This is a genomic window from Fibrobacter sp. UWH9 (genome assembly GCF_900129715.1).
Lineage (GTDB): Bacteria > Fibrobacterota > Fibrobacteria > Fibrobacterales > Fibrobacteraceae > Fibrobacter.
Genome location: NZ_FQWP01000003.1, coordinates 101,189 through 124,883 on the forward strand (window position 1 = coordinate 101,189; position 23,695 = coordinate 124,883).

Consider the following 23,695-nt stretch of genomic DNA (forward strand, 5'->3'; position numbering starts at 1 on the left):
GGTGTTTTAAGGGTTTGGGTATGGCTCAAGAAATTCTCATCCTCGGTTTGAATCCCGCCTGGCAGCGCTTGTTCTTCCTGGACAAGTTTACGCCTGGCGAGGTACATCGTATTTCCAAGGTAGAGGAATACGCCTCGGGCAAGGGCATCAACTGTGGTCGCGTCCTGCAGCTGCTGGGCGGTTCGGCTCTTCTGATGCATTTCCTTGGCGACCAGAACGGTTCGCACATCTTTGATGAACTTTCCGCTTGCGGTGTTCAGCAGGCCCCGGTGTGGATCAAGGAACCGACCCGAATCTGTACCACCATCGTCAGTGCTGGTGAATCTACGGAGCTGATTGAACCCTCTCCCGTTCTGACCGAATCCGAGAATGATGATTTCCTGCAGAACCTGAACGACTACTGGGACTCCACCCAGCGTGTGGCCCTTTGTGGAACGTTCCCCAAGGGCTTTGATGTCAATAAGATCAATTCCCTGGATTTTACCGGCAAAAAAATTTTTGTGGATGCCGTAGAAGACATCGATGCCTGGCTTGCCAAGGGCGTGGAACTGCTGAAGATCAACATGCAGGAATACTGCAAGTTGTGCGAACGAATGGGAATTCCCCTGGTCATGTCCAGCCCCCAGTTCTGGAAGATGTCCGCCACGGCGGTTTTGGAACGTCTGCCGATCAAGAACCTTGTGGTTACGGATGAGGAATCTCCGGTACGAGCCTTCAGACTTTTAGAAGGAAAGTTCCAGGGAGTCCAGATCCAGCCGCCTACAATTCAGGTCAAGAACAGCGTTGGTGCAGGTGATTCCTTCTTTGCCGGTTGGCTGTACGCAGATACCCAGGGCATGTCTTTCGAAGACAGTCTGGTTCTTGCCACCGCAGTCGCCGCAGCCCGTTGCGAAACGGATCGTCCCTGGAATCTTAAACTGGAACGTGTGTCGGAACTTCAGGCGTCCCTGGCCGAAGCCGTAGAAAAACTGGAGTGATTATGGAAAAGCCCGCCTTTGAAAATGTACCCTTGTTTGCCTTTGCGACAGCTATGGAATTTTCGGCGGTCTTCCCCAAGGCGTCCGCAGAATATCCCGACGCTGTCAATAAGCTGATCCCTATCGATGAATTTCCCGGCGGTGCCTACGCCTGCGTACTTGACGTCGGTGCCCTGGATTTTTCTGTTGGTCTGACAAGTATCCTCCTTGAGTGTAGACAAACTAATATTGCCGTTTCTGCAGTAGTCAACGTCGGTATTTGTGGCGCATATCCGAACCGTTGTCTGAACCTTCTTGACGTGGTCCGTGTCGACGAAGACTTGCAGGGCGATTACGGCTGCGAGGAACAGGACGGTTCCTTTAGTTCCTGGGCGAAAGCTCGTCACGCCGCTTCTCCCAAACAGGCTCCGGAATCCATCCGCAACATTGTTTCCAACCTGAAATCTGTCAGAGGCGCAACCGTAAATTGCTGCACCGGTACGGAATGTACCTCCATTTTGCGTTCCCAGAAACTGGATTGCGACGTAGAGTCCATGGAAGGCATCGCCTGTTTCGCGGTCTGCGAAAAATTCCAGATTCCCGCTTTCCAGATCCGCGCCGTTAGCAACTTTGCCACATCCCGTGACAAGAGCCAGTGGAAATCCAGGGAAGCCCTAGAAAAACTGCGCGCAACCATTTTAGCGTAAAGCGAAAAGGTTGAAGCGAAACGGCTAAAGGGGGTTCGCAGGATGGAAACGCTAGCTGTTTAATTAGTAATTCATATCTTGTATCTCGTCTCTCACCCCTCATCTCTTATGCGACTTTCTCTCGGAATTTCTTCCTGCCCCAATGACACCTACATTTACGAAGCCCTGGTAAAGGGTCTTGAAGGTTCCCCTTTTGACTGGGACGTCCATTTTGCCGATGTCCAGACCCTGAACGAAATGGTCCGCCGTGGCGAACTGGACGTGGCCAAGGTGAGCGCCCAGGTTTACCCCAAGGTGGAAAAGGATTATGTCTGCCTGGGCTGTGGCGGCGCTATCGGCTATGGATGCGGACCTCTGCTCCTTTCCGCAGTGGGGGAGTCCTTTGACGATTCCCTGCCGGTAACCTTGCCCGGTTGCGACACTACGGCCGCCTTGCTGTTCCGTTTCTGGCGTTCCCGAACCCGGAAAATCCCCGCAGACCTGCGATACGCCCTATTCGACCAAGTCTATCGTTCCTTGCGCTCCAAGGAGGCTCCTCAGGGCGTTGTCATCCACGAACATCGTTTTACCTGGAAAAGGGACGGTCTGTTCCTGTTGCAGGATCTTGGTGCCTTCTGGGAACAGGAAACTGGAACCCCGATCCCCCTGGGAATTGCGCTGGCGCGAAGGGAACTCGGACCCGAGACCGTTAAACTGGTTGAAAGTGAAATCCGGAAGAGTCTGCAAATGGCCCGCTCCCGTGATACGCTCATCACCGATTTTATCAGCGAAAAGGCTCAGATCGAGGACGATTCTGTCATGGAAGCCCACATCAGGATGTTTGTCAATGACTTCTCCGAAAACGTCGGGGAACGCGGCCAGGCCGCCCTGGATCATTTGTGGACGTTGGTACGTGGTTTATAAGTTGTTGAAGGGTTTCGTTTTATTGTAATATTATGTTAATGTGAACTTAATTTTACAAAATGGCGAATTTTTAGAAAAAACTTTAATTATTTTCCCTACAGCATCTTTTTTTTGGAGTTTGCTTATGAGTTTAGTGAACGATCTTGAACAGGAAGTCGAGAACTTTAAGCGCGAGTACGAGAAGTTCCAGCGCGGCAATAAGTCCGCTGGTACAAGAGCTCGTAAAGTGTTGCAGGACATAAAGAAAACCTGCCAAGAGATTCGCGTCTCCATCCAGGGGGCGAAGAAGGACGGCGAAAAGGACGAACCGGAAGCCGACGATTGACCTGGGAAAACTTCAAATGCGACCACTATCACAATATTTTTACGATAATTTTGCCCATTTTTGCGAAAATCGTTTGACTAATGGCGTTTTTGAAGGTATATTCCCATTTGAATTTTATACTTGCCCCATTGGGGGTAGTATAGATGCATGAATTTTATGTGTTCTATGATTGGAGAAACGTAGCAGTATGACCCTAAAGAAACTGGTCTTGATCACGGCCGGGGCTATGCTCTTGACTGGAACCGCCATGGCAAAGAATATCAACGTGCCTGGCGACTACCAGAAGATTGCAGACGCACTCGGTAATGCAGATGCCGGGGATACCATCCTCGTCAAACGCGGTACTTACAACGAAAACATCACCTTGGTGATGGGCGTTGTGCTTAAGGGCGAGGACCCGCTCACTACCATCATCGATGGTGGCCGTCGCGGTCCGACCGTCATGGGTACTTCTGGCGCCGAAATGTCTCACTTCACTGTGAAGAACGGCCTCGAAGGTATTCTGTGCGAAAACGCAGCCCCCTACATTCATCACTGCTACGTGATGGATAACAAGGCAACCGGTATCGGTGCTTTCATTTCCCTCCCGCATCTTCGTAATAACGTGGTGTACGGCAACCGCTGGTCCGGCATTCTGGCCTGGGGTGCTAAGTCCCTCGACGCTTATATCGAACAGAACGTTGTGCTCCGTAACGGCTACTCCGGTCTCGCTCTCAAGGGCCCGACCAACGTGATTGCCCGCAACAACATCTTCATGGAAAACCACTACTACGGTGTGTTCGCCGACCCCGCTGCCGGCCAGACCAAGGTGGAATACAACAACATCTACAAGAACTACTATCCGTTCAACCAGTTCATCAAGGTGAACCGCACTAACGTTTCCTTGGATCCGAAGTTCATGAATCCTTCGCTCTCCAAGCCGAACTTCTACTGCCAGTCCACCTCTCCGATGCTGAAGCGCGGTAAGGGCAAGCTGGACATCGGTCTGACTGCTGCCGAACTGGTGAAGGAAGAAGAAGCCGTTGAAGAAACTCGTAATCCGGATACCGATGGCGATGGCCTCTGCGATCCGTGGGTTTCCGAAGAAGGCTTCTCCGACAAGTATGCTTCTGTCTGCACCGGCCTCGACAACTGCCCCGAAGAAGCTGAAGACTTCGACGGCTTCCAGGACGACGATGGCTGCCCGGATGCAGATAACGACCGCGACGGTCTCTGCGACCCGTGGGTAGAAGCTAAGGGTATGCTGGCCAACTTCGCTCACGTCTGTAAGGGCGTTGACCTCTGCCCCGAACAGGCTGAAACTCTCAACAGCTACAAGGACGAAGATGGTTGCCCGGATGAAGTTCCCCAGCCGCCTAAGAAGGTGTTCGTCCTTGAAGGTGTTAACTTCGAATCTGGTAAGGCTACGATTACTCCGGATTCCTACATCTCTCTGATGAAGGTTGTCGACATTATGGAAACCTTCACCGAAGCAACGTTTGAAATCGTCGGTCATACAGATAACGTTGGTAACAAAGACAAGAACAAGCAGCTTTCCGCAGATCGCGCTGCCGCCGTTAAGAACTTCCTTGTAGAAAAGGGTATTAACGAAAGCCGTATGGTCACCGACGGTATGGGTGACACCAAGCCTGTCGCATCCAACAAGACACCGGAAGGTCGTGCTCAGAACCGTCGTATCGAGTTCATCCGCACGGATATTAAGTAAAGGAGTAAGTGATGCGTTCTAGTTTTATTAAAACCGCAGTCCTCGGACTCACAGTAGCCAGCACTTCTCTGTTTGCAGAAGCCACTTATTCTCCGCATAAGTATCAGCAGAATGACTGGTTTGCAGAATTCGGTGGCAATACCGCCATGTACGTCAACCCGGCAGGAATTGCAGAAACTGAACAGCTGGAATTCAGCGCAGCTTTCTTCAGCTCCATCAGTGGTGAAGCTTCTCAGGAATACGTCAGCTTGACCTTCCCCATGGATTACAAGCACACTTTGGGCCTGTCTTTCTTCGAAAACGGTGCTTCCATTGATGGCGGTAAGTCCTATGGTGAATACTCCTGGTTGCTCGGCTATGCTTACAACCTGATGCAGTGTGTTGCTCTGGGTATCGATGTTTCCGTTCTTTACATCAACCAGTTCGACGATGTCAAGCACTTGACCGTCGGTGCTGACGTGGGTGTTAGCTGGAATCCCCTTGCTTCTTCTAAGTATGGCTACCTCTTGGTAGGTGTGGCCCTGCAGAACCTGGCTCAGCCGGGCATCAGCATGGAAGAAGATGGTGGCAGCTTCGTCGCTCCGGGTTTCTTCGGTGGCGATCGCGATGATGCCTACAACATCCCCAGCAACCTGAACCTTTCCTTCTTCTACCGCGGTCTCAACCGCTCTCTCGAAGCAAAGGCTGAAATTTCCCTCATCGACGTGTTCCACTCCGATACCGAAGGTGGTGACGGTGTGAACCCGGAAATGAGCTTCACCTTGACTTATTACCTGTCTTCTCATCTCGGTGTCCGCCTCCGCTTTACTAAGGAAGGCTACCCGGTTGCAGGAGCCACCGTTAACGTTAAGGATGTTAGCATCTTCCGTTACCTGGCTTTGGATCTGGAAATGTCTCACGATGACCTCTATGCCAAGAAGAATCGTGGTTTCATCTGGGCCGTGAAGATTACTTCTCGCTTCGGTGACACCCGCGAAGAAAAGATTGGTGAAGAACGTTATCGCCGTTTGAAGATCGAACCTGAAAACGACTACCGTGCAGCAATGCGTCTCTACTTGAACCGTCAGTTCCTCGAAGCTGCTTATGCTTTCGGTAAGGTTCAGACCAAGTACCCCGCATTCCACCTTGTTGACCAGGCTGCTTTCTACAAGGCAAAGTCCTTTGAAAACCTCCGTATGCACAAGGCTGCAAAGTCTGTGTACGAAGACGCTATCAAGCGCTATCCGCAGAGTGACCAACGCGCCAAGTACCACTTCCAGTTGATGAACATCGACTATAAGGAAGGCAAGTACACTGACGCTATGGCTAAGTATCAGGCAATTGCTCAGAAGTTCGGTGAAAGCGACGTTAAGGCTGACGCTGACTACGTTGCAGGCCAGATCAAGTTCGAACAGGGTCTCTATCAGGAATCTGTCGACCTGCTCGCTGCAATTCTTCCGGGTAACGCCAACTACTTCTATGCTCGCTATACCATGGGTATCGCATACAGCCGTCTCGGCAAGTTCGACGAAGCTGAAAACTGCTTCCGCGACATTACCGAACAGCCGGTTTCCAACCAGTCTGAACGCGACCTGCAGGATGCTGCTCGTGTGAAGCTCGGCCACTTGTTCTTCTCTGGCGAAAAGGCTGACATCGGTGCTGCTGCTCAGATGTATGGTCAGGTCCAGCCCGGTTCTCCGGTGTACGACGAAGCTATGCTCGGCATTGCATGGTCCTTCCTCAAGGTTAACAAGCCGAATGAAGCTATGAAGCCCGCTCAGTGGATCGTCAGCAACCTCCCGGAATCCTTCCTGGTTTCTGAAGCCTACCTCGTGATTGGTTACTGCCACTTCATGAAGAAGGACTACAACGGTGCTGTCAAGGCTCTCGAACAGGCTGAAAAGCGCACTGAACAGCCGGTTGTTTCTGTGGCTGCCCGTGATAGCGCTCGCCAGGCATACGAAGCTATGCAGGATGATTTCGACTCTGTGCAGGTTAAGGCTCTTGACCTCGCTCGCCAGCTGCCCACTCCCCGTGTGGAAAGCAAGCGTGAAGCTCTCAAGCCCAGCTTTGATAAGGCTAATGCAGCTATCGAAGACTACGCTGCATTCAACCAGAGAGCAATCCAGAGTGACCGCTTCGAATCCAACCGTAAGCGTATTCTTGATGATGCTGGCTTTACTTTGGCAACCGTTAAGACCAAGATGGGTCAGGGTGCTGGTGTATCTCAGGAAGCTCAGCAGGAACTTGATGAACTGGAGGACCTGGAGTAATCCGGGTTCTTCCCTTTTCTATGATGATATCATAGGTGGATAAGAGAACGATGAAAAAACTTTTGCTTGTTTCAGCAATTATTTGCTCCCTTGCTGGAAATTCCATTGCAGCATCTGATCCTTGTAAGGAAAAGACCGCCGAAGCAAAAAAGATGATGGCCAAGTGTAAGTCCATTGGTAAGGGCAACTCTGGCTACGAACAGTGTGCAAGTTCCTATAAGGTTATTAAGAACCAGGCAGCTCAGGCTTGCCGTTCTGGTGGCCTTGATGAAGACGGTATGCGTCAGGCTATCGCTCAGTGGGAAAAACAGGTTAATAACTGTAAGGGTAAGCAGAATGCCCGTTGCGCTTCTGCTCTCCAGCAGTTGGGTCATTACCAGTTCCAGTTGGAAGAAAAGCTCTTCCTGGACAAAAATGCCCAGTATGAAGAAGATGTTGCATGGTGCGCAGACCGCGATAACAAGCCGGCTAAGTGCGCTAACATCGATCAGCTCCCCAAGGCCGACCACCAGAAGTCCTTGGGTTACTTCCTGGAATACATCGACAAGTATCCCAACGAAAGCAAGACCCCGACCGTGATTTACCAGGCTGCTGCAGTGCAGGAAGCTTCTGGCGAAGACGACAAGGCTTACAAGCTTCGTATGCGTCTTGTTGAAAAGTTCCCGGATAACGGTCTCGTTCCGAAGGCTTGGCTCCGTATTGCGGAATACCACTTCATGAACCGTAAGTTCCGTGACGCTATCAATGCTTATAAGAAGGTGACTGGCTTCGACAACCTGACCGGTAAGGAAGCCGCACTTGCCATGTACCACTTGGCAGAATCTTACTATAACACTGCAGAATACGAAACTGCAGCTATCAAGTACTTTGAATACATCATTGGCGCTGACAAGGGTAAATACCCTGCTGACTTGCGCGCAGAAGCTATGGACTTCATGGCAGCTTCCTTCTCTGACTTGGAAGGTGGTGGTGTCCAGGAAGCTGAAGCTTTCTTGAAGGACAAGAAGGTTCCGTTCAAGGATTCCGTCTACTACCGTATCGGTATGAAGAATAAGGACCATGACCGTAACGAAGAAGCTGTCCAGTCCTTCAAGCGCTTGATGAGCATCAACCCCGACTATATCGACGCTCCTCTGGCTGACATCGCTATGATCGAAATCTTGATCATCCAGCAGAAGTTTGAAGAAGCTCAGAAGCATCGTTACACTGTCGTGAAGCGTTATGACCGTAACTCTTCCTGGTACAAGAAGAACCAGAAGTATCCGGAATCTGTGAAGAACGCTGAAACTGCAATCCGTGGCGCTATGCTCGACATTCCGCAGTACCACCACGCTCGCGCTGCTAAGCTCACCAAGGAAGGTGACTTGGAAGCCGGTAAGAAGCAGTATGCAGAAGCTATCAAGGCTTACGAAGCATTCTTGGCTCGCTACAAGAAGGAACCGACCTGGGATGAATACAAGGTCCACATCAACTTGGCCCTCGTTTACCAGGAAATGGCTCAGTATGCTAACGCTGCTAAGATGTTCAACTGGATCGTTGACACTGATACTACCCGTTATGGCCGTCGTCCCATGGGTTCTGAAGCTCTCCTGAAGAAGGAAGAAGCAGCCTATAACGCCGTGCTCATGATGGATCAGTCTCGCGAAACTGCCAAGAAGAACAAGTATGGCGATGACGCTGTCAAGGCTTACAAGTCCGAAGAAACCAAGGCTTACTTCGCTCAGGTGGATAAGTACATGGCTAAGTTCGGTCAGTACAAGGAAGCCGCAGAACTCGCTTACAACGCATCTATCGTTCATTATGATGCAAAGCAGTTCAAGACTGCAGTTGTGGTGCTCCGCGATCTGAAGCAGAAGTTCCCCAACCATCAGTACATCTTGCTCATCAGCCGTATGTTGGCTCAGTCCCTCCTGGAATCCAGCCAGCTGGATGACGCTCTGAAGGAATTCGAATGGCTCTTTGTTCAGTACACCAAGGTCAAGGAAACCAGAAATGACTCCATGGCCAAGGAAATCGAAAAGGCTATCGCTTACGTTCTCTTCCAGATGGCTGAACAGAGTGTAAAGCAGGGTCAGTTCGAAAAGGGTGCTCAGGCTTACCTGGCTCTCGTGAAGCGCTACCCGCTCATCGACATTGCTGATAAGGCTGTGTTCGAAGCTGCAGTTGCATATGAATCCGCAAAGCAGTTCACCAAGGCTTCTGAAACCTTCATGATGCTGCCCAAGCAGTATGCTTCTTCTCCGCTCACCATTAAGGGCATTGTCCGTGCTGGTGACGCTTACAAGAAGGAAGCTGCAACTAAGAAGAACGACAAGAAGTACTACGATCAGATGTACCGTAATGCCGCTCAGACCTATTTGTTCATCACCAACAACTTCCCGCAGGATTCCATGGCATTCATGGCTATCGGTTCTGCTGCTCAGGTCTATGACTCCATCGCTGATAAGAAGTCCGCTGCTGTCACCTACGAAATCGCCTACAAGCGTTATCCGAAGGATGAACGTACTCCGGGTTACCTCTATAGCGCATGCTTGAGCTATGACGAAGCCAAGATGGTTGATGAAGCTATCCGTTGTAACAAGGACCTGGTCCGTGATTACCCGAAGAGCTCCTACGCTCTGGATGCTGCATTCTCTATCCCCATGGCTTATGCTAACGCAAAGAAGTGGGATCTGGCTGCTAAGGAATACCACACCTTCATCAAGCTGTACACCGAAGACAAGGAAAAGCTGATTGCTGCTTACATCGGTGCCGCTCGTGCTTACATGGAACTGAAGGAAGAAGACAAGGCCATTGCTGACTACGATGCAACTTTGAAGAACTACGATAAGTTCGGTCTTCAGATCAAGAACGCTGATCCGGGTGTTCCTGCTGAAGCTGCCTACTACCTCGGTGAACATGAATACAAGAAGATGGAACCCATCGTCCTGAAGGGTAAGGATAAGGAAAAGGCTAAGATCATCAAGCAGCTGGTGGACATCCTCCAGAAGGCTATGGGTCACTACTCCAAGTCTGCAACCTACGCATCTGAACGCTGGACCTTCCGTGCTACCAACCGTATGGGTATGCTCTTCGTCACCATGGCTGCTAAGATCCGTGAACAGGAACTGAACGGCAAGAAGGAAGACGAACGCTTTGCAGAACGTATCGGTATTGTTCAGCAGCTGCCCAGCTACTACGAACAGGCACGTCCCATCTTCCAGAAGAACATCGACCTCGCTCGCGACCAGGGCTTCTACAACCAGGACGTGATCGAAGCTGAAGAAGGCTATATCGAAATGTACTACCAGGGTTGCGCAGTCTTCGTTGAAGTTGCCGATGCCTTTGCTAACTCTCCGCTCCCGGACTCCGCCTCCATCGTGAAGGAATACGTGGAATACGAAGGTATGGCTAAGGAAGACGCTGTTGAAGCTGTGCATGAAGACCTCGAAGCATACCGTGAAGAACTGAATACCCGTTCTGAAGGTGCTAAGGATCTTGCTAAGCCCCAGTGCGCTACCGGTATTAAGGCCTCTGCCCACTATGGTATCGACAACCAGTGGACTGCCAAGCTGTTCGAATTGCTCAAGAGCCTCGACGAAAACGACGAAGCTCTCAACACCAAGATCGAAAAGTTTGACCCGTCTACTCTGTTCTCTGATCCTGCCTACTTCAAGACCAAGGCTCGTATCGAACAGATTTCCAAGTCCGAAGTCATGACTCCGGAAGAACAGATTGCTACTTACCGCGATATCATCAAGGAAGCTAAGGCTGAAAGAGAAAAGCTGATGGCTGAACTTGCTGAATTGAAGAAGAAGCTTTCTCCGGTTCCGACGACTACCGGTGCTGGTGCTGCTGCAGGTGCTGCTGACGCTGACGAAGCCGGCTACTAGCGGTAAAAACAAATTTACGGGGGACCTTGTTCATAGGGTTCCCCCTATTTTATTTGAGAAAAATGGCGTTTTTTGCTCAGTAAACTAAGTTTTACCCAATTATTGTCCCATATTTCTCAAAAAAAATTAAATATGAACAAAGATTTTTCAAAATAAACCAAAACACTCAATAAAGGAGTACTCTAATGTCTAAAATGCTTCAATCCTTCAGCCCTGAATCCGATGGTTGGCAGTTCATGTGGATCATCTTGGTCGTCTTCCTGATCGGCCTTGGTTTCTCCATCGAACGTTTTGTCTACGTCTTGCTCAAGAGCTCTAAGGGTCGTGCAAAGTTCCTCGCTGATTTCGGTAAGCTGATCTCTTCTCAGCAGTATGATCAGGCTCTGAGCCTCGCCAATGCTACCAAGCTCCCCATCGCTCGCGTTATGGCTGCAATCGTTTCTACCCGTAACGGTGGCCGCGAAACCATGACTGCTGCTTGCGATGCAGTGTTCCTGACCGAAGCTCCCCGTCTGACTCGCTACGTTTCCATCATCTCCGTTATGGCTTCCATCTCTACCTTGCTCGGACTTATGGGTACCATTTACGGTCTGATCTTCACCTTCGACGCTGTTGCTAACAAGCCGGCTTCTGAACGTGCTAAGGCTCTTTCTGACGGTATTGCTATCGCTATGGGTACCACTCTCCTGGGCCTTCTCTCTGCAGTGCCTCTTCTGGTCATCGTTGGCCTCCTGAACATGAACTCCGAACGCCTTATCCAGGAAATGGAAGAAAAGGGCCTCAAGATTATCAACTCCCTCGCTTAATCGCCTAGGATTAATAATTAACTGGAGTTTAAAATATGTCAAGACAACTTAAGAAACCAGCAAAGCCTGAAGAACCGGATCTGTTGCCGGCCATGGGCTTGTTCACGATTCTGATTCCTATGCTGTTGTCTATGGCTGCCTTCTCCAAGCTGGCTATCGTTGAAGTCAATCTGCCGGAACGTTCCATGATGCAGATGGACAACGATACACCTCCGGAACCGGACCAGCAGGCTTTGAACTTGTCTCTGGCTATTACCGACAAGTACCTCGTTATTGGTGCTCGCGGTGGTTTCCAGCCGAATGTCTACTTCAAGGAAATGTGGACGTTCCGTTGCAAGTCCGATGCTAAGCTGATTACCCATTCTCCGGATGATGTTAAGGCAGCTGTCGAAAGCGGTCATGGTCCTAAGTGTAAGGATGGATCCGAGATGAACGTAGAGAAGTATCTCTATGAAATCGAGAGCATCGAACTTTGGGCTATCAATAAGGAATCTGAAGAAGATCCCGGTAAGGTTATGTGGGCTGTTTACACCAACGGCGGTACCGCTGAAGAAGCCGTTGCTGACAGTGCATACGTAGATGGTAACAACAATTTCCTCATGGCTCCGGGTGAAGGCGCTCTTGGTCTGAATCCGCCGTCTACTCTGAGGAAGCCGGGCGCAGGTGCTGATCTTGCTACCCTCACTCCGAACTCTGCTCGTAAGCTGAAACCGGATGTGGCTGCAAAGAACATGATCTACCCGCTGTCTGCATATGATCTGATTGCTAAGGACCTTATCCAGATTCATACTCAGTTCATCGACCTTGATGACGTGGACAATATTATTATCGTTGCTAACGATGATACTCAGTTTGACAAGATCATTCAACTTATGGACCGTGCTAAAGAAGCCGGTTTCAGCAAGATCAATCTTGCTAAGTTGGGAGGTTAATCATGGCTAGAAAAAGTCGTAAATACGGTGAAGAAGTCCCGTTCTCAATTACGTCCATGATGGACATGATGACCATTATTCTGGTGTTCATGATTAAGAACATGGACGCAGAAGGTCAGCTCTTGACTCAGGCAGAAAACTTGATTCTTCCGGTTTCCACCTCTCGTGTGCAGCCGAAGGAAGTTTCTCTGACTGTCGTGGTTGACGCAAACTATGTGATCGTTGATAACGCTAAGATTATCCCGACCGACGACGTCTTGAAGCAGGAAGACCTCCTGGTTGCTCAGGTGGACTCTGTGCTGAAGGAACGCCGCGCTGTTGAACAGGAACATGCCCTCAAGCAGGGTCTGCCTGCCGACGAAGCCGGTCACATTGTTGTGCAGATTGACAAGAACATCCCTTACGATGCAATGTATAAGGTTATGGCTACTTGTGGCTTTGCCGGTTACACCAATATTGCATTCGCCGTGATGGAAAAGAACGGCGGGGAGGAATAACATATGGCAAAGACTAAAAAGGCAGCTCCTGCTATTGATCCGTTAGTAGCGTCCCTGATGCCGGAATCCGATAAGAAGATGGGTGCCATCGCAGGTATCTCTCTGGTTGTCGCTTTGGCAATATGCCTTTGGGCTTCCATGTACGAACAGGTTGTGGATGAAGTCGTGTTCGATGACTCCGCAGCTGCTGATCTTACTGCTTCTATGACCATCGAAGAAAAGAAGGAAGAGAAGAAGGAAGAGAAGAAGAAGGAAGAACCCAAGAAGCCTCGTAAGAAGGCTGGTGGCGGTGGTAAGCCCCGTGGTAAGGGTCAGCCCAACGCTCCCCAGACTCGTGGCGTGCTCAAGCTCCTCACTGCTCAGACCAAGAATGCAAGTGCTGGTGCCTACGACCTTATGAAGAACCAGAAGTTCTCTAAGGACATCGATAAGGTGCTGAAGGACGTTGCAGGTCTCCAGACTACTGGTAAGACTGTTCTCGGTGGCCGTCGCGGTAAGGCTGATGGTGGCTTTAACGAAGGTTACGCTGAAGGCGGTTCCGGTGGTATCGGTGACGGTCTTGCAGGCCTCCTTGGCGGTGGTGGCGGTGGTATCGCTACTAAGTCTAAGGGCTCTATCAAGACTCCGTCTGAACGTGATATCGATATGGGCGCTGGTGGTGGTTCCCGTTCTGCTGCAGACATCATGAAGGTTGTCCGTCAGCGTACTCCGGGTCTCCGTCACATCTATAACAAGTTCCTGAAGAAGAAACCGGGATTCCAGGGTAAGGTTACCTTGAAGTTCACGATCGCTCCGGGCGGCGAAGTTATCAGCATCTCCATTGCTTCTTCTACCACTGGTTTCGGCGAATTTGATGGTGAAATCAAGACCGCTGTTAGCCGTTGGAAGTTCAGCAAGGTTAAGTCCGGTAACACCACTGTGACGATTCCGTTCACCTTCTCTGAATAATTCTTTTTCTGAAGATATTTCAGTAGAGATTGAAAAAGGTCCAGACTGCAAGGTCTGGGCCTTTTTTCCTTTATGCTATTGGGCGAAAAAGACTTAAAGGGGGCAAAAAAAACGCAATTGTTTAAATTTTTATTGCGTTTTACGTTTAATAAAACTAACTTTATTGCAGAAATTTCAAGAGGAGTTTTATAATGAACTTAAGAACTGCTGCTGTTGTTGGCGCCGCTGTTGGTGTCTTTGGCGTAGGTTCCGCCTTTGCAACTTATGCTCGTGTAGAATCCATGGGTAAGAATACCACTTACATTATGGATGATGTGAGCATTTTTGATAATGCTGCTAATGCAAATCTTTATTCCAACTATTTGATCGGTGGCTTCGGTGCCTATACCGACATGAACGTTACCGCAGGTGGCAATCATGATCCTCAGCACCCGACCTTCGGTGGCATCTTCGCGGTTTCTTTCGGCGATGACAACAATCCGGATCCGAAGTTCACGATCGGTGGTCTTTTTGGCCGTATCAACACTGACTTGGCTATGTACCTGCCTGCTTATGTGCAGGAAGGCGACAATGCTTTCTACAAGGTTCCTGAAACCGTGACCAACTTTGACGGTTTCCTTGGCGGCACCTTCTCTAGCGGTGATGCATGGGGCTTGCACATTTACATCGCTCACCAGGATGGTGGCGATCTGGATGAAAGCGGTACTTATCAGCCGGATACTGAAGCTCATGCTTCTATCGTTCAGGCTGACGGTGGCTTGAATATCCAGACTTCCGGTGGTACTTCTTACGAAGCTTCTTTCGGTTTGGCTCGTGTTCAGTATGGCCCGGGTCACTATGACTTCTTCGAAAATGGTGACTTTACCTTCTTGGCTAAGGCTCGTGCATTCTTCACTCTCGAAGCAATTGACGGCGAACTGGTTCCTGCAGTCTCTATGAAACTTGCTCAGGCTCCGGGTATCGATGACAAGCGCGCTCAGGGCGGTCTCGGTATTAACGTCGCTATGGACCGCGGTTTCTTCTGGATGGGTGTTGACTTCATCTGGAATCAGCTGAAGGCTCATGACTACTATTACAGCAACGACAAGAAGGCTTGGGTCTATGACTCTCGCTACGAAGACGATCCTGAATGGGACAAGCGTTCTGATATCGGCGGCAAGATCAGCTTCGGTATTGAACGTAACATCTGGTGGGATTGGTTCGTGATCCGCGTTGGCGGTCAGAAGTCTATCCTGTACACCGAATGCGAAGTTGCTGAAAAGGGCAAGCACAAGGGTAACGGCGTTTGCAAGGACGATGGTTCCTTCTTCACCACCAATCCTCTTGCTGATGGCTCCAATGACGACCATGTTGGCTTCGGCTTCGGTATCAACATCGAAGAAAAGCTGAAGATCGACGTTACTGTCGCAGAAGACCTGCTGTTCCGCAACCCGTTCCAGGGTGAAGGTCGCATCTTCTCTCGTCTGGACGCTACCTACTCCTTCTGATGAGATGCAAAGGGAGGGCCAGCCCTCCCTCTGGACTCCCACCCGTCCTCGGGTACAAAGGACCTGCCTTGCGGCGGTCCTTTTTTGTTTGTTTGATGTTTCTTTTTTTGAGGGGCTTTTCTATTTTAGGGGTGTAACTTCTTACGTTTTTTAATTTTATGAAAAAGTTAGCGATTTTCTTTTTGACGTCCCTCCTATTCCTGGTGCTGGGTTGCTCCGAGCCTACAGACCGTATTGAAAATAAATTAACTCCGTACTTGCAGGAGGACCTGAAGTTCATGGTGGCCGAAACGATCCGGTCGTCGGGTGATAAGTCGGCCTTGATGGAAGAGCCGTACTATCGCGTCAAGGATTTTCGTTTGTTCGAAGGGGCCGAGTCCCGCATTTATGCGGCTTATGCCGAAGTGGATTTTTTCATCTACAAGGATATTGCCATGCATGAAAAGCGCAAATACAGGTATGATGTACATACCCGCAAGTGGGATCGCTATCTGAAAGTGCTGAAATTCGGTAGGGATACGATTCCCGATTGACACGCACTGTTTTTCTCTTAATTATATTTGCTGCGTTAAGTTTCATTTTTTTATAAGAAGGGCACAACTTTGTTCGGTCTTTTTTCTTGCGATATCGGTATTGACCTGGGTACAGCAAATACATTGGTCCATGTAGCTGGCCAGGGCATCGTCATTAATGAACCTACGGTTATTGCGGTGGACAGCAAGAATAACCGTGTTTCCGCCATCGGTTCCGAAGCAAAGAAGATGCTTGGTAGAACTCCGGGCGAAAGCCGCGCCGTACGCCCCATGCGCGATGGCGTGATTGCAGACTTTGAACTGGTGGAAAGCCTTCTCCAGACTTTCATCAAGCGTGTTCAGAAGTATCCGCTGTGGATGGTTAAGCCCCGCGTTGTGGTTGGTGTTCCTTCCGGCATTACCGAAGTGGAAAAGCGTGCCGTGATCGACGCTGCCAAGCAGGCTGGTGCCAAGGAAGTGCATCTGGTTCACGAACCTATGGCTGCCGCCGTGGGTATGGGTATTCCTGTTGAAGATCCCGTGGGTAACATGATCGTGGATATTGGCGGTGGTACTTCCGATATCGCTGTTATCGCCTTGAATGGTACTGTCTGTAACGCTTCTGTTCGCGTTGGCGGCGATGAAATGGACGAAGCCATTGTCCGTTACCTGCGCACCATGTACAACCTTTGCGTTGGCGAAAGCACTGCCGAACAGATCAAGATGCAGATCGGCTCTGCAAGCCCCCTGGAAGAAGAATTGACCATGGAAGTGAAGGGTCACGACTTTATCGCCGGTATGCCTCGCACCATGACCATCAACAGTGCTGAAATCCGCGAAGCCCTGAACGAACCTGTGACTGCTATCGTTGAAGCGGTCAAGCAGGCTCTGAGCATTACTCCGCCGGAACTTTCTGCTGATATCTACGACAAGGGCATTATCATGACTGGTGGCGGTTCTCAGCTTCGCGGCTTTGACGAACGCATCCGTCAGGAAACTGGCCTTTCTGTGAATGTGATCGACGAAGCTCTCATTTGCGTTTGCAAGGGTGCCGCCCGCATTCTGGAAGACCTGGACAAGTATCGTCCGGTCCTGATTGCCTCTTCTACCTAATAACAGAATCTTGATCGATGCTTAGGGCTTTTCGCTTTATTATCGACTTGTTCACTCAAAGGCATGGCGTTGTCGCCTTTGCCTTTTTTCTCGCTTTGGGGCTGCTGATGAGGCAGGCTCCCAATTCGGTGCGTCAGAGTGTCGTTTCGTCTGCTTTAGGTTCTGTATTCTATCCGGCTCAGCTGGCTGTGTCTTCTGTGAACGCCTATCGTTCCCTGGCAGACGAAAATGCCCAGCTGAAATCGGAAAATGCAAGGCTCCGTCAGGAGACCTACCATGCCCGCGAAGGCCTGCAGGAGTTGGCCCGACTGCATACGCTGGTTCGGTTTGACGACAAGTGGGACTTCCCGATCGTGACATCCCGCGTGGTGGGGCATAATCCGGGGCGTTTCCTTACGACTCTGGTGGTGAACCGTGGAAGCAAGCATGGCGTAAAGGAGAACATGCCTGTGTTCTCTATGAATGGACTTGTGGGTAAGATAACCAAGGCTTCGATTACGCATTCAAGAGTTCAGTTGCTTGTAGATCCGAACCTTAAGTTGTCTGTAATGGAGCGCCGCACCCGCGTCGTGGGCTTCCTGGAATCCATGGATGGCCATGTGCTTACGGCCATGGTGCCTGCCCATGCTGGCGTCAGTGTTGGCGATACTTTGGTCACATCGGGCCTTGGCGGTATCTTTCCTAAGGGGATTCCCGTGGGGACGGTTAAGCAGGTTAGAAAGTCTGACCTGGATGTAATGCGTCAGATGGATGTGGAACCGTTCCAGGAGTTCTCTACTCTGGAAGAAGTTTTTGTGATGGAAAAAGATCCGGACTGGGAAATAAAGGAGTTGCTCGATGAAGAACCTTAGGTGGTTTAGTCTCCTGATCCTTTTCGTGGTTACGTTCGCTTTCCAGATTACGGTGGCGGACTGGCTTTCCATTTTTGACGTGGGTCCGGATTTTGTCATCATCTTTATTGTGGCTGTGGCTATTAAGTGCGGTCCCGCTGCAGGTTGTTTCTGGGGATTCCTTGCCGGTTTCACTCAGGATGTGTACGCTCCCATTGAATGGCTTGGTGCTCATACCATTTCAATGACGGTTATCGGCTTTGTTGTTGGACAGCTGGAAGAACGATTCCTGTCTTTGAACATGCCTGCAAAGATTGGCGTGCTTGGACTTTCGTGCTTGATTTGTGACGGTATTTATTTTGCCATTACCGGACTCTCGAAGGAAATCGTTACGAATTTGTTCTTGACGTTCTCCTTGCCGGGTTGCGCTTATACCATGCTGATTGGTAGCATTTTGTTCTACCTGGATGTAGGCAAGAAGAAAAAGCATGCTTAATGGTGCTTCGGAAAATGAGGTTGTGCAGAACAGGAACCTCCATGTATTGATTTACATGGCTGGTGTGGTATTGCTGTTCTCGGTTTTGCTTTTCCGACTGTTTTCGTTGCAGTATACCCACTACGATGAAAATTTGCAGCGTTCCGATAACAACCGTATCCGTAAGGTGGAACTGGTTGCGGAACGCGGTTACATTTACGACCGCAACGGTGAAGTTCTTGTTAGAAATCGTCCGTCGTATCAGATTTCGTTGCAGGCGGTGCAGATGCCCCGCAAGAAGGATCAGCGCGATTCTGTCTTGAATCGTCTGCTGAGAATTCGAGACAAGTCAGGCGAACGTCTTTTCGACTCCCTTTCGCTGGATACGGCGTTTATGAGGTCCCGCTGGATTAAGACCCGCCCCATCCGTTTGCTGGAAGACGCCTCGCCGGAACAGGTTTCTGTGATTGAGGAGCATGCGTCGGAATTGCCTGGCGTGGTGACCTTGATTGAATCCCGCCGTGAATACCCCTATGGAACGCTGGCTTCCCATGTGCTGGGGTATACCAACGAAATTTCTGAAGATCAGCTGAAGTTGCCTGAATACGCCGATTATTCCCAGGGTGACCGTATTGGTCAGAAAGGGCTTGAACAGGGGTATGATAAGGAATTCCGTGGAAAGAACGGTGTAAAGCTTGTTGAGGTGAACGCTTCTGGTCGAGAGGTGGGCGTTGTGTCTAGTGGTGGTGAGCTGGCTCCCGTACCTGGACTGCACCTGGTTTCTACCATTGACTTGCGTTTGCAGAAGGTGGCTGAAGCCGCCATTCCCGATAGCGCCAAGGGGGCCCTGGTGGCCCTTGATCCCAGAACTGGCGAAATTCTTGCCATGGTCAGTTCTCCGCGACTGGACCCGAACATTTTCTCGTTGAAGCGTCGCGAACGTAACAAGGGCTGGGCTCATGTGGCTCTGGACTCTATGCGACCCTTGACTAATCGTGCCATTTCTGGTACGTATCCGCCGGCTTCTGTCTTTAAGCTGGTGACGGCTGGGGCGGGGCTTGAACATGGTGTTTTGACAGAGAACAAGTATTACCCGAAATCCTGTACGGGTGGGTATCAGTATGGCGTCCGCTATCAGAAGTGCTGGGGAACTCATGGTGGCCTGAATGTGGTTCATGCCATCCGTCTTTCCTGTGACGTATTCTTCTACCAGGCTGGTTTGGAAATCGACATGGAGCGTATTAACGAATTTGGCCGACGTTTTGGTTATGGTGAAAAGCTGCTGGGTATTGATATTCCCGGAGAACGTGCTGGCTGGCTTCCGGATTCGGCTTCCTTCAACGTTCGTAACAAGAGGGCTGGCTGGCGTTGGGCTCGCGGCTTGATTTTGAACTTGTCTATCGGTCAGGGCCAGATTGTGACTCCGCTTCAGCAGGCTGTTTTTGTGGGCTCCCTGGCTACGGGAAAGGGCGTCTATAGGCCTCACTTTATGAAGGAACTGCGGGATGACAAGGGTAACGTGGTGCGCCGTTATGAGCCTGAGGTTGTTCGCCCGGGCAACATGAAGCCTTACACTCATCGCATTTTGATGAACGCCATGGATTCTGTGGTGAACCATCCCGGTGGAACGGGTAAGCGAGGCGCTCTTCCTAATGTTCGCGTGGGTGCGAAGACTGGCTCTGGCGAATGGAAGAAGGGCGAGAAGACTCATGCCTGGTATGCGGCGGTTGCCCCTCTGGATGCCCCGGAAATTGCTGTGGCTGTCATTATGGAAGCTGCAGGCGGCGGTGGTTCCGTTTCTGGACCTATAGCCAAGAAGGTCTTGGAAGCTTACTTTGAAAACAAGAAGCTCGATGAAGGAATTGTGGAGGAGGAACCATGATTTCAAAGCGTTTTGTAGATCATTCCCTTAAGTTTGACTGGCTTTTCATCGTGCTGGTGCTGGCCCTGATGGGTTGCGGCATTACTTTGGTGTATTCTGCGACAGTGTTTGAAGAAGTCCCCCTGAAGGATGCTTTCTGGTTTAAGCAGATTGTTTATTTCTTCTGCGGAATTATTATGGCGGGAGCGTTGGTCTTTGTCCGTATTGACTGGCTGAAGCGTGCGGCGGTTCCGTTGTATGTTGTTTCGCTGATCCTCCTGGCGGTGGTTCTCTTTTTTGCTGGCGATGTGGTGAAGGGTGCGGGTCGCTGGATTGACCTTGGTGTCTTTAAGCTTCAGCCTTCCGAGTTTGCGAAGATTGCCTACCTTCTGACAATTTCCTATTGGCTTTCTAGACATCCCGTCAGCTTGCACAAGGTGAAGACTTTTGCGGTCCCCTTTGCCTTGTTCATTGTGCCTTTTGGCCTTGTGTTGAAGCAGCCGGACTTGAGTACCGCCCTCGTTTTTATTGCGGTGACTATGGTCGGTTTCTTTTTTGCCGGGCTTTCCTTTGCCGATGTTTTCTTGATTGTGAGTCCGCTGCTGTCGGTGTTGTTTTCCCATTCCCAGTCTATACAGTTTGAGGTTCTGTGGGGGCTTCTGATTTGTGCGGTCGTGTTTACCTTGGTTCGTCGGAAATTGCCCAAGATTTTGACGGGGTTGTTCCTTTTTGCAAATATTCTGGCTGGGTATGCAAGTACCATGGCGTGGAATATGCTGGAGCCTCATCAGCAGAAGCGTGTGAATACCTTCCTGGATCCAATGAGTGATCCCCTGGGGGATGGTTATCAGGTGCTGCAGTCCTTGACCGCCATCGGTTCCGGAGGCGTATCCGGTAAGGGTTTTGGTAACGGAACTCAAACCAATTTGGCGTTCCTGCCCGAAGAACATACCGATTTTATTTTTAGTGTTCTTGGGGAACAATTTGGTTTCGTGGGTTGCGCCTTTGTCCTGGTTCTTTATTGTTTGTTCCTGTGGCGTGCCACGTCTATTTGTAAGCGTTCGGCGGATCCGTTCGTGACTTTGATGGTGATGGGAGCTTCTACGATTTTCCTGTTCCATATTCTTGTGAACATCGCCATGACCATAGGCCTTATGCCTGTGACCGGGCTTCCCCTGCCGTTCCTTTCTTATGGTGGGTCTTTTGCCTTGACTTGCATGGTGCTGGTGGGATTTTTGCTTTGCCTGCGTTACCAGGGAAGCCGCCGATAGTTTGACTGAAATTTTTTGTAAATAAAGTTTTTCGTCATCTCGACTTGTTTCAAACGTGTTAATAAGAGAGGCCTCGTGTGGGTCTCTCTTTTTTTAGAGGTTGATATGAGTATTGCAAGTCAGGTGAGCGGTTTTATTTTCGGTTCGGAATGTCTGGGGTGCGGCAAGGCGTCGGGGGGTCTAGACCCCTGGCTTTGTCCGGAGTGTGTGGATGAACTGGCTAGGGAGATGAAATCCTATTCCAGCCCGAAGGAGGGGGTGTACTGTCTTTTCCCGATGCGGTCGTTGACCCGTAATTTGGTGCATGCCCTGAAGTACAAGAGCATTCATGGGATGGCGGCCTATCTTGTGCGGCGCTCGGCGGCGGTGCGGGACGGCGCTGTGGGACAGGAGTTTGCGCTCTTGCCCCATCCGCTGTATTTTGTGCCGGTGCCTCTTCACAGGGCTCGTATGCGGGAACGCGGGTATAACCAGGCGGAGCAGATTGCCGCGGCTCTTGCCTTGGTGACCGGAGGCCAGGTGTGCCGCTGGCTGAAGAGGCGGACCTTCGTGATGTCGCAGACGAAACTTTCTAGGGAGGCTCGCGAACGTAACGTGATGGGGGCTTTTGTGGCCCGTTTGCCAGAACGGCTGCCTGAGGGTGGAACCGTTATTATTGTGGATGATGTCTACACGACCGGGTCGACGACTTCGGCCTGTGTGGATGCGCTGGGAGTGGATTTCCCGCTGCCCCTTAAGGTGTGCACGCTGCTGTACGATGAACCGATCACGGCCGTGGCTGATTTCGTGGCGGATAATCGAATGGACTGGAATTACCGATAGGGGCGGTCAGCCGGCTTCGGGGTCAAAAAAAAGACCGTCGAGGTCTTCTCGAACGGTCTTCTTTGGAGCGGAGGAAGAGGGACTCGAACCCCCAAGCCTTACGGCGGCGGTTTTCAAGACCGCTGACTTACCAATTAGCCTATTCCTCCAGGGGTGGGCAAAGGATAGAAAAATTTGGGTGTTTCCGTCAACAATTCCTGCGATTATTTGAAAATCTTTAGCTATTTTTACATCGTATGACGGAGTTTGATTCAAAACAGGCGATAGAATCTCAGAGAATTCTGGACTTGCTGTTCTCTTACATGCCGAAGATCGCGGCTGAACGTAAGATGGACAATTTGCTTGTATTGATGGCCGATCTTGGCCGTTCCATTGTTTCGGCTGACCGTTGCTCCCTTTGGCTTGTGGATGATGAAAGAGGCGAACTTTGGACGAAGGTGGCCCATGGTGTCAGCGAACTCCGGATTCCCAAGACTGCTGGCTTTGTAGGCTGTTCCGTAACTACCGGCGAAGCTCTGCTCATTAAGGACGCCTACCTGGACTCCAGGTTTGATAGTCGTACTGACCAGAAAACTCACTACCATACCAAGTCAGTGATGACTGTACCCCTGAAGGATTCTACGGGGCAGGTGATGGGAGTGTTCCAGGCGATTAACAAGCAGGGCGGGACTGTGGATGAATTTTCTGAACAGGACCTGGAACGTCTGAGGTTGACTGCTGTATATTCCGCGAAGACTGTGGAGTCTGCCATGCTGACTGCGGAACTGGAAGCGACCCAGCGTGAAATTATTCATACCTTGGGTGAGGCTTCTGAATACCGTAGCCAGGAAACGGGTGACCACATTTTGCGTGTGGCTGAGATTTCCCGTAAGTTGGCCGAGTATCTCGGACTGCCGCCGGATGAGGTTGAACGAATCCGTCTGACGGCTCCCCTCCATGACTTGGGTAAGATTGCCGTGCCTGACGCTGTGCTGAATAAGCCTGGCCGCCTTACGGATGAAGAATACGCCGTCATGAAGACTCATGTGGATCTCGGCTACAGGATGCTCTGTAATTCTAAGAGAAAGCTGCTGCGCTATGCGGCCGATGTGGCTCGCTCCCATCATGAACGTTGGGACGGACAGGGCTATCCTCTTGGTTTGAAGGGGGAGAGTATTCCTCTGGCTGCTCGTATTTGTGCCGTGGCGGATGTGCTGGATGCCTTGTCATGCTACCGCTGCTATAAGGCCCCGTGGCCTGAAGAAAAGGTGAAGACCGAATTTGCGAAGATGAAGGGTTCCCAGTTCCAGCCGGAAATTGTTGATGCTCTGCTTGAACATTGGGACGATATCTATTCTTGTTACCGTTCCCAGAATGCAACTATTGACGTCGACGCCATTGACTATCGCAGATAATCGGGCTGGGCGTTAACGGATTCTTTG

The 23,695-nt window shown here is 50.5% G+C and carries 20 protein-coding genes and 1 tRNA gene; 20 read left to right on the top strand and 1 reads right to left on the bottom strand.

The genetic code is table 11. From position 1 onward, the window contains the following. Positions 1-20: 20 nt before the first annotated feature. The 19 genes from BUB94_RS03735 to BUB94_RS03825 all read left to right on the top strand — a co-directional run bounded on the left by BUB94_RS03735 (position 21) and on the right by BUB94_RS03825 (position 22,274). Complete coding sequence (locus BUB94_RS03735; RefSeq protein WP_073158526.1) at positions 21-977, top strand: 1-phosphofructokinase family hexose kinase; 957 nt, start codon at positions 21-23, stop codon at positions 975-977. A 2-nt stretch (positions 978-979) separates the two neighbouring features. Further along, on the top strand, positions 980-1,663 hold the full coding sequence (locus BUB94_RS03740) for a phosphorylase family protein (RefSeq protein WP_073234349.1): 684 nt from the start codon (positions 980-982) through the stop codon (positions 1,661-1,663). A 108-nt stretch (positions 1,664-1,771) separates the two neighbouring features. After that, positions 1,772-2,566, top strand: a complete 795-nt coding sequence (locus tag BUB94_RS03745; RefSeq protein WP_073234352.1) for a 1,4-dihydroxy-6-naphthoate synthase — start codon at positions 1,772-1,774, stop codon at positions 2,564-2,566. A gap of 124 nt (positions 2,567-2,690) precedes the next feature. Beyond that, positions 2,691-2,891, top strand: a complete 201-nt coding sequence (locus BUB94_RS03750) for a hypothetical protein (protein ID WP_073158531.1) — start codon at positions 2,691-2,693, stop codon at positions 2,889-2,891. Positions 2,892-3,078: 187 nt separating this feature from the next. After that, complete coding sequence (locus tag BUB94_RS03755; RefSeq protein ID WP_249269423.1) at positions 3,079-4,596, top strand: OmpA family protein; 1,518 nt, start codon at positions 3,079-3,081, stop codon at positions 4,594-4,596. An 11-nt stretch (positions 4,597-4,607) separates the two neighbouring features. Further along, a complete protein-coding gene (locus BUB94_RS03760) occupies positions 4,608-6,848 on the top strand; it encodes a tetratricopeptide repeat protein (protein ID WP_249269422.1) in 2,241 nt (746 codons plus the stop codon). Between the two features lie 50 nt (positions 6,849-6,898). Further along, a complete protein-coding gene (locus tag BUB94_RS03765; RefSeq protein WP_249269421.1) occupies positions 6,899-10,720 on the top strand; it encodes a tetratricopeptide repeat protein in 3,822 nt (1,273 codons plus the stop codon). A gap of 185 nt (positions 10,721-10,905) precedes the next feature. Next, positions 10,906-11,526 carry a MotA/TolQ/ExbB proton channel family protein gene (locus BUB94_RS03770; protein WP_073158584.1) on the top strand — a complete coding sequence of 207 codons (621 nt, stop codon included), beginning with the start codon at positions 10,906-10,908 and terminating at the stop codon, positions 11,524-11,526. A gap of 35 nt (positions 11,527-11,561) precedes the next feature. Then, complete coding sequence (locus BUB94_RS03775; protein ID WP_073158587.1) at positions 11,562-12,458, top strand: ExbD/TolR family protein; 897 nt, start codon at positions 11,562-11,564, stop codon at positions 12,456-12,458. Between the two features lie 2 nt (positions 12,459-12,460). After that, positions 12,461-12,955 carry an ExbD/TolR family protein gene (locus tag BUB94_RS03780; RefSeq protein ID WP_073158597.1) on the top strand — a complete coding sequence of 165 codons (495 nt, stop codon included), beginning with the start codon at positions 12,461-12,463 and terminating at the stop codon, positions 12,953-12,955. Positions 12,956-12,958: 3 nt separating this feature from the next. Continuing rightward, a complete protein-coding gene (locus BUB94_RS03785) occupies positions 12,959-13,903 on the top strand; it encodes an AgmX/PglI C-terminal domain-containing protein (RefSeq protein ID WP_073158600.1) in 945 nt (314 codons plus the stop codon). A gap of 191 nt (positions 13,904-14,094) precedes the next feature. Beyond that, positions 14,095-15,390: a S1 domain-containing protein gene (locus BUB94_RS03790; protein WP_073234355.1), complete on the top strand. Its 1,296-nt coding sequence runs from the start codon at positions 14,095-14,097 to the stop codon at positions 15,388-15,390. A 158-nt stretch (positions 15,391-15,548) separates the two neighbouring features. Further along, positions 15,549-15,923, top strand: a complete 375-nt coding sequence (locus BUB94_RS03795) for a hypothetical protein (protein WP_073234358.1) — start codon at positions 15,549-15,551, stop codon at positions 15,921-15,923. A 69-nt stretch (positions 15,924-15,992) separates the two neighbouring features. Next, positions 15,993-17,015 (top strand): rod shape-determining protein, encoded by a 1,023-nt coding sequence (locus tag BUB94_RS03800; protein ID WP_073158607.1) that lies wholly within the window; start codon positions 15,993-15,995, stop codon positions 17,013-17,015. 17 nt (positions 17,016-17,032) lie between these two features. Continuing rightward, entirely contained in the window at positions 17,033-17,866 is an 834-nt protein-coding gene (gene mreC / locus BUB94_RS03805) for a rod shape-determining protein MreC (RefSeq protein WP_073234361.1), read from the top strand. Further along, positions 17,853-18,341 (top strand): rod shape-determining protein MreD, encoded by a 489-nt coding sequence (mreD, locus tag BUB94_RS03810; protein WP_073158611.1) that lies wholly within the window; start codon positions 17,853-17,855, stop codon positions 18,339-18,341. Before mreC ends, mreD begins: the two co-directional genes overlap by 14 nt. Beyond that, a complete protein-coding gene (gene mrdA, locus BUB94_RS03815; protein WP_073158614.1) occupies positions 18,334-20,202 on the top strand; it encodes a penicillin-binding protein 2 in 1,869 nt (622 codons plus the stop codon). The genes mreD and mrdA overlap by 8 nt, the downstream gene beginning before the upstream one ends. Next, positions 20,199-21,452 carry a rod shape-determining protein RodA gene (gene rodA, locus BUB94_RS03820; protein WP_073234364.1) on the top strand — a complete coding sequence of 418 codons (1,254 nt, stop codon included), beginning with the start codon at positions 20,199-20,201 and terminating at the stop codon, positions 21,450-21,452. Before mrdA ends, rodA begins: the two co-directional genes overlap by 4 nt. Positions 21,453-21,557: 105 nt before the next feature. Next, the gene (locus tag BUB94_RS03825; protein ID WP_073158923.1) at positions 21,558-22,274 is read left to right on the top strand and encodes a phosphoribosyltransferase family protein; all 717 of its coding nucleotides are present in this window, start codon (positions 21,558-21,560) and stop codon (positions 22,272-22,274) included. Positions 22,275-22,342: 68 nt separating this feature from the next. Here BUB94_RS03825 and BUB94_RS03830 read toward each other — a convergent pair. Beyond that, positions 22,343-22,423 (bottom strand) — tRNA-Ser (locus BUB94_RS03830). A gap of 87 nt (positions 22,424-22,510) precedes the next feature. On the opposite strand from BUB94_RS03830, the gene BUB94_RS03835 reads away from it, so the two are divergent. Further along, positions 22,511-23,668: an HD domain-containing phosphohydrolase gene (locus BUB94_RS03835; protein WP_073234366.1), complete on the top strand. Its 1,158-nt coding sequence runs from the start codon at positions 22,511-22,513 to the stop codon at positions 23,666-23,668. Positions 23,669-23,695 lie beyond the last annotated feature (27 nt).

Excerpts from the sequence above, each read along its gene's own strand:
- BUB94_RS03835 (WP_073234366.1), top strand. The coding sequence starts at position 22,511 with ATGACGGAGTTTGATTCAAAACAGGCGATAGAATCTCAGAGAATTCTG.
- BUB94_RS03780 (WP_073158597.1), top strand. The coding sequence starts at position 12,461 with ATGGCTAGAAAAAGTCGTAAATACGGTGAAGAAGTCCCGTTCTCAATT.
- BUB94_RS03745 (WP_073234352.1), top strand. The coding sequence starts at position 1,772 with ATGCGACTTTCTCTCGGAATTTCTTCCTGCCCCAATGACACCTACATT.
- mreC (WP_073234361.1), top strand. The coding sequence starts at position 17,033 with ATGCTTAGGGCTTTTCGCTTTATTATCGACTTGTTCACTCAAAGGCAT.
- BUB94_RS03775 (WP_073158587.1), top strand. The coding sequence starts at position 11,562 with ATGTCAAGACAACTTAAGAAACCAGCAAAGCCTGAAGAACCGGATCTG.
- BUB94_RS03755 (WP_249269423.1), top strand. The coding sequence starts at position 3,079 with ATGACCCTAAAGAAACTGGTCTTGATCACGGCCGGGGCTATGCTCTTG.
- mreD (WP_073158611.1), top strand. The coding sequence starts at position 17,853 with ATGAAGAACCTTAGGTGGTTTAGTCTCCTGATCCTTTTCGTGGTTACG.
- rodA (WP_073234364.1), top strand. The coding sequence starts at position 20,199 with ATGATTTCAAAGCGTTTTGTAGATCATTCCCTTAAGTTTGACTGGCTT.
- BUB94_RS03750 (WP_073158531.1), top strand. The coding sequence starts at position 2,691 with ATGAGTTTAGTGAACGATCTTGAACAGGAAGTCGAGAACTTTAAGCGC.
- BUB94_RS03825 (WP_073158923.1), top strand. The coding sequence starts at position 21,558 with ATGAGTATTGCAAGTCAGGTGAGCGGTTTTATTTTCGGTTCGGAATGT.
- BUB94_RS03785 (WP_073158600.1), top strand. The coding sequence starts at position 12,959 with ATGGCAAAGACTAAAAAGGCAGCTCCTGCTATTGATCCGTTAGTAGCG.
- BUB94_RS03770 (WP_073158584.1), top strand. The coding sequence starts at position 10,906 with ATGTCTAAAATGCTTCAATCCTTCAGCCCTGAATCCGATGGTTGGCAG.
- BUB94_RS03760 (WP_249269422.1), top strand. The coding sequence starts at position 4,608 with ATGCGTTCTAGTTTTATTAAAACCGCAGTCCTCGGACTCACAGTAGCC.
- BUB94_RS03740 (WP_073234349.1), top strand. The coding sequence starts at position 980 with ATGGAAAAGCCCGCCTTTGAAAATGTACCCTTGTTTGCCTTTGCGACA.
- BUB94_RS03765 (WP_249269421.1), top strand. The coding sequence starts at position 6,899 with ATGAAAAAACTTTTGCTTGTTTCAGCAATTATTTGCTCCCTTGCTGGA.
- BUB94_RS03795 (WP_073234358.1), top strand. The coding sequence starts at position 15,549 with ATGAAAAAGTTAGCGATTTTCTTTTTGACGTCCCTCCTATTCCTGGTG.
- BUB94_RS03790 (WP_073234355.1), top strand. The coding sequence starts at position 14,095 with ATGAACTTAAGAACTGCTGCTGTTGTTGGCGCCGCTGTTGGTGTCTTT.
- BUB94_RS03735 (WP_073158526.1), top strand. The coding sequence starts at position 21 with ATGGCTCAAGAAATTCTCATCCTCGGTTTGAATCCCGCCTGGCAGCGC.
- mrdA (WP_073158614.1), top strand. The coding sequence starts at position 18,334 with ATGCTTAATGGTGCTTCGGAAAATGAGGTTGTGCAGAACAGGAACCTC.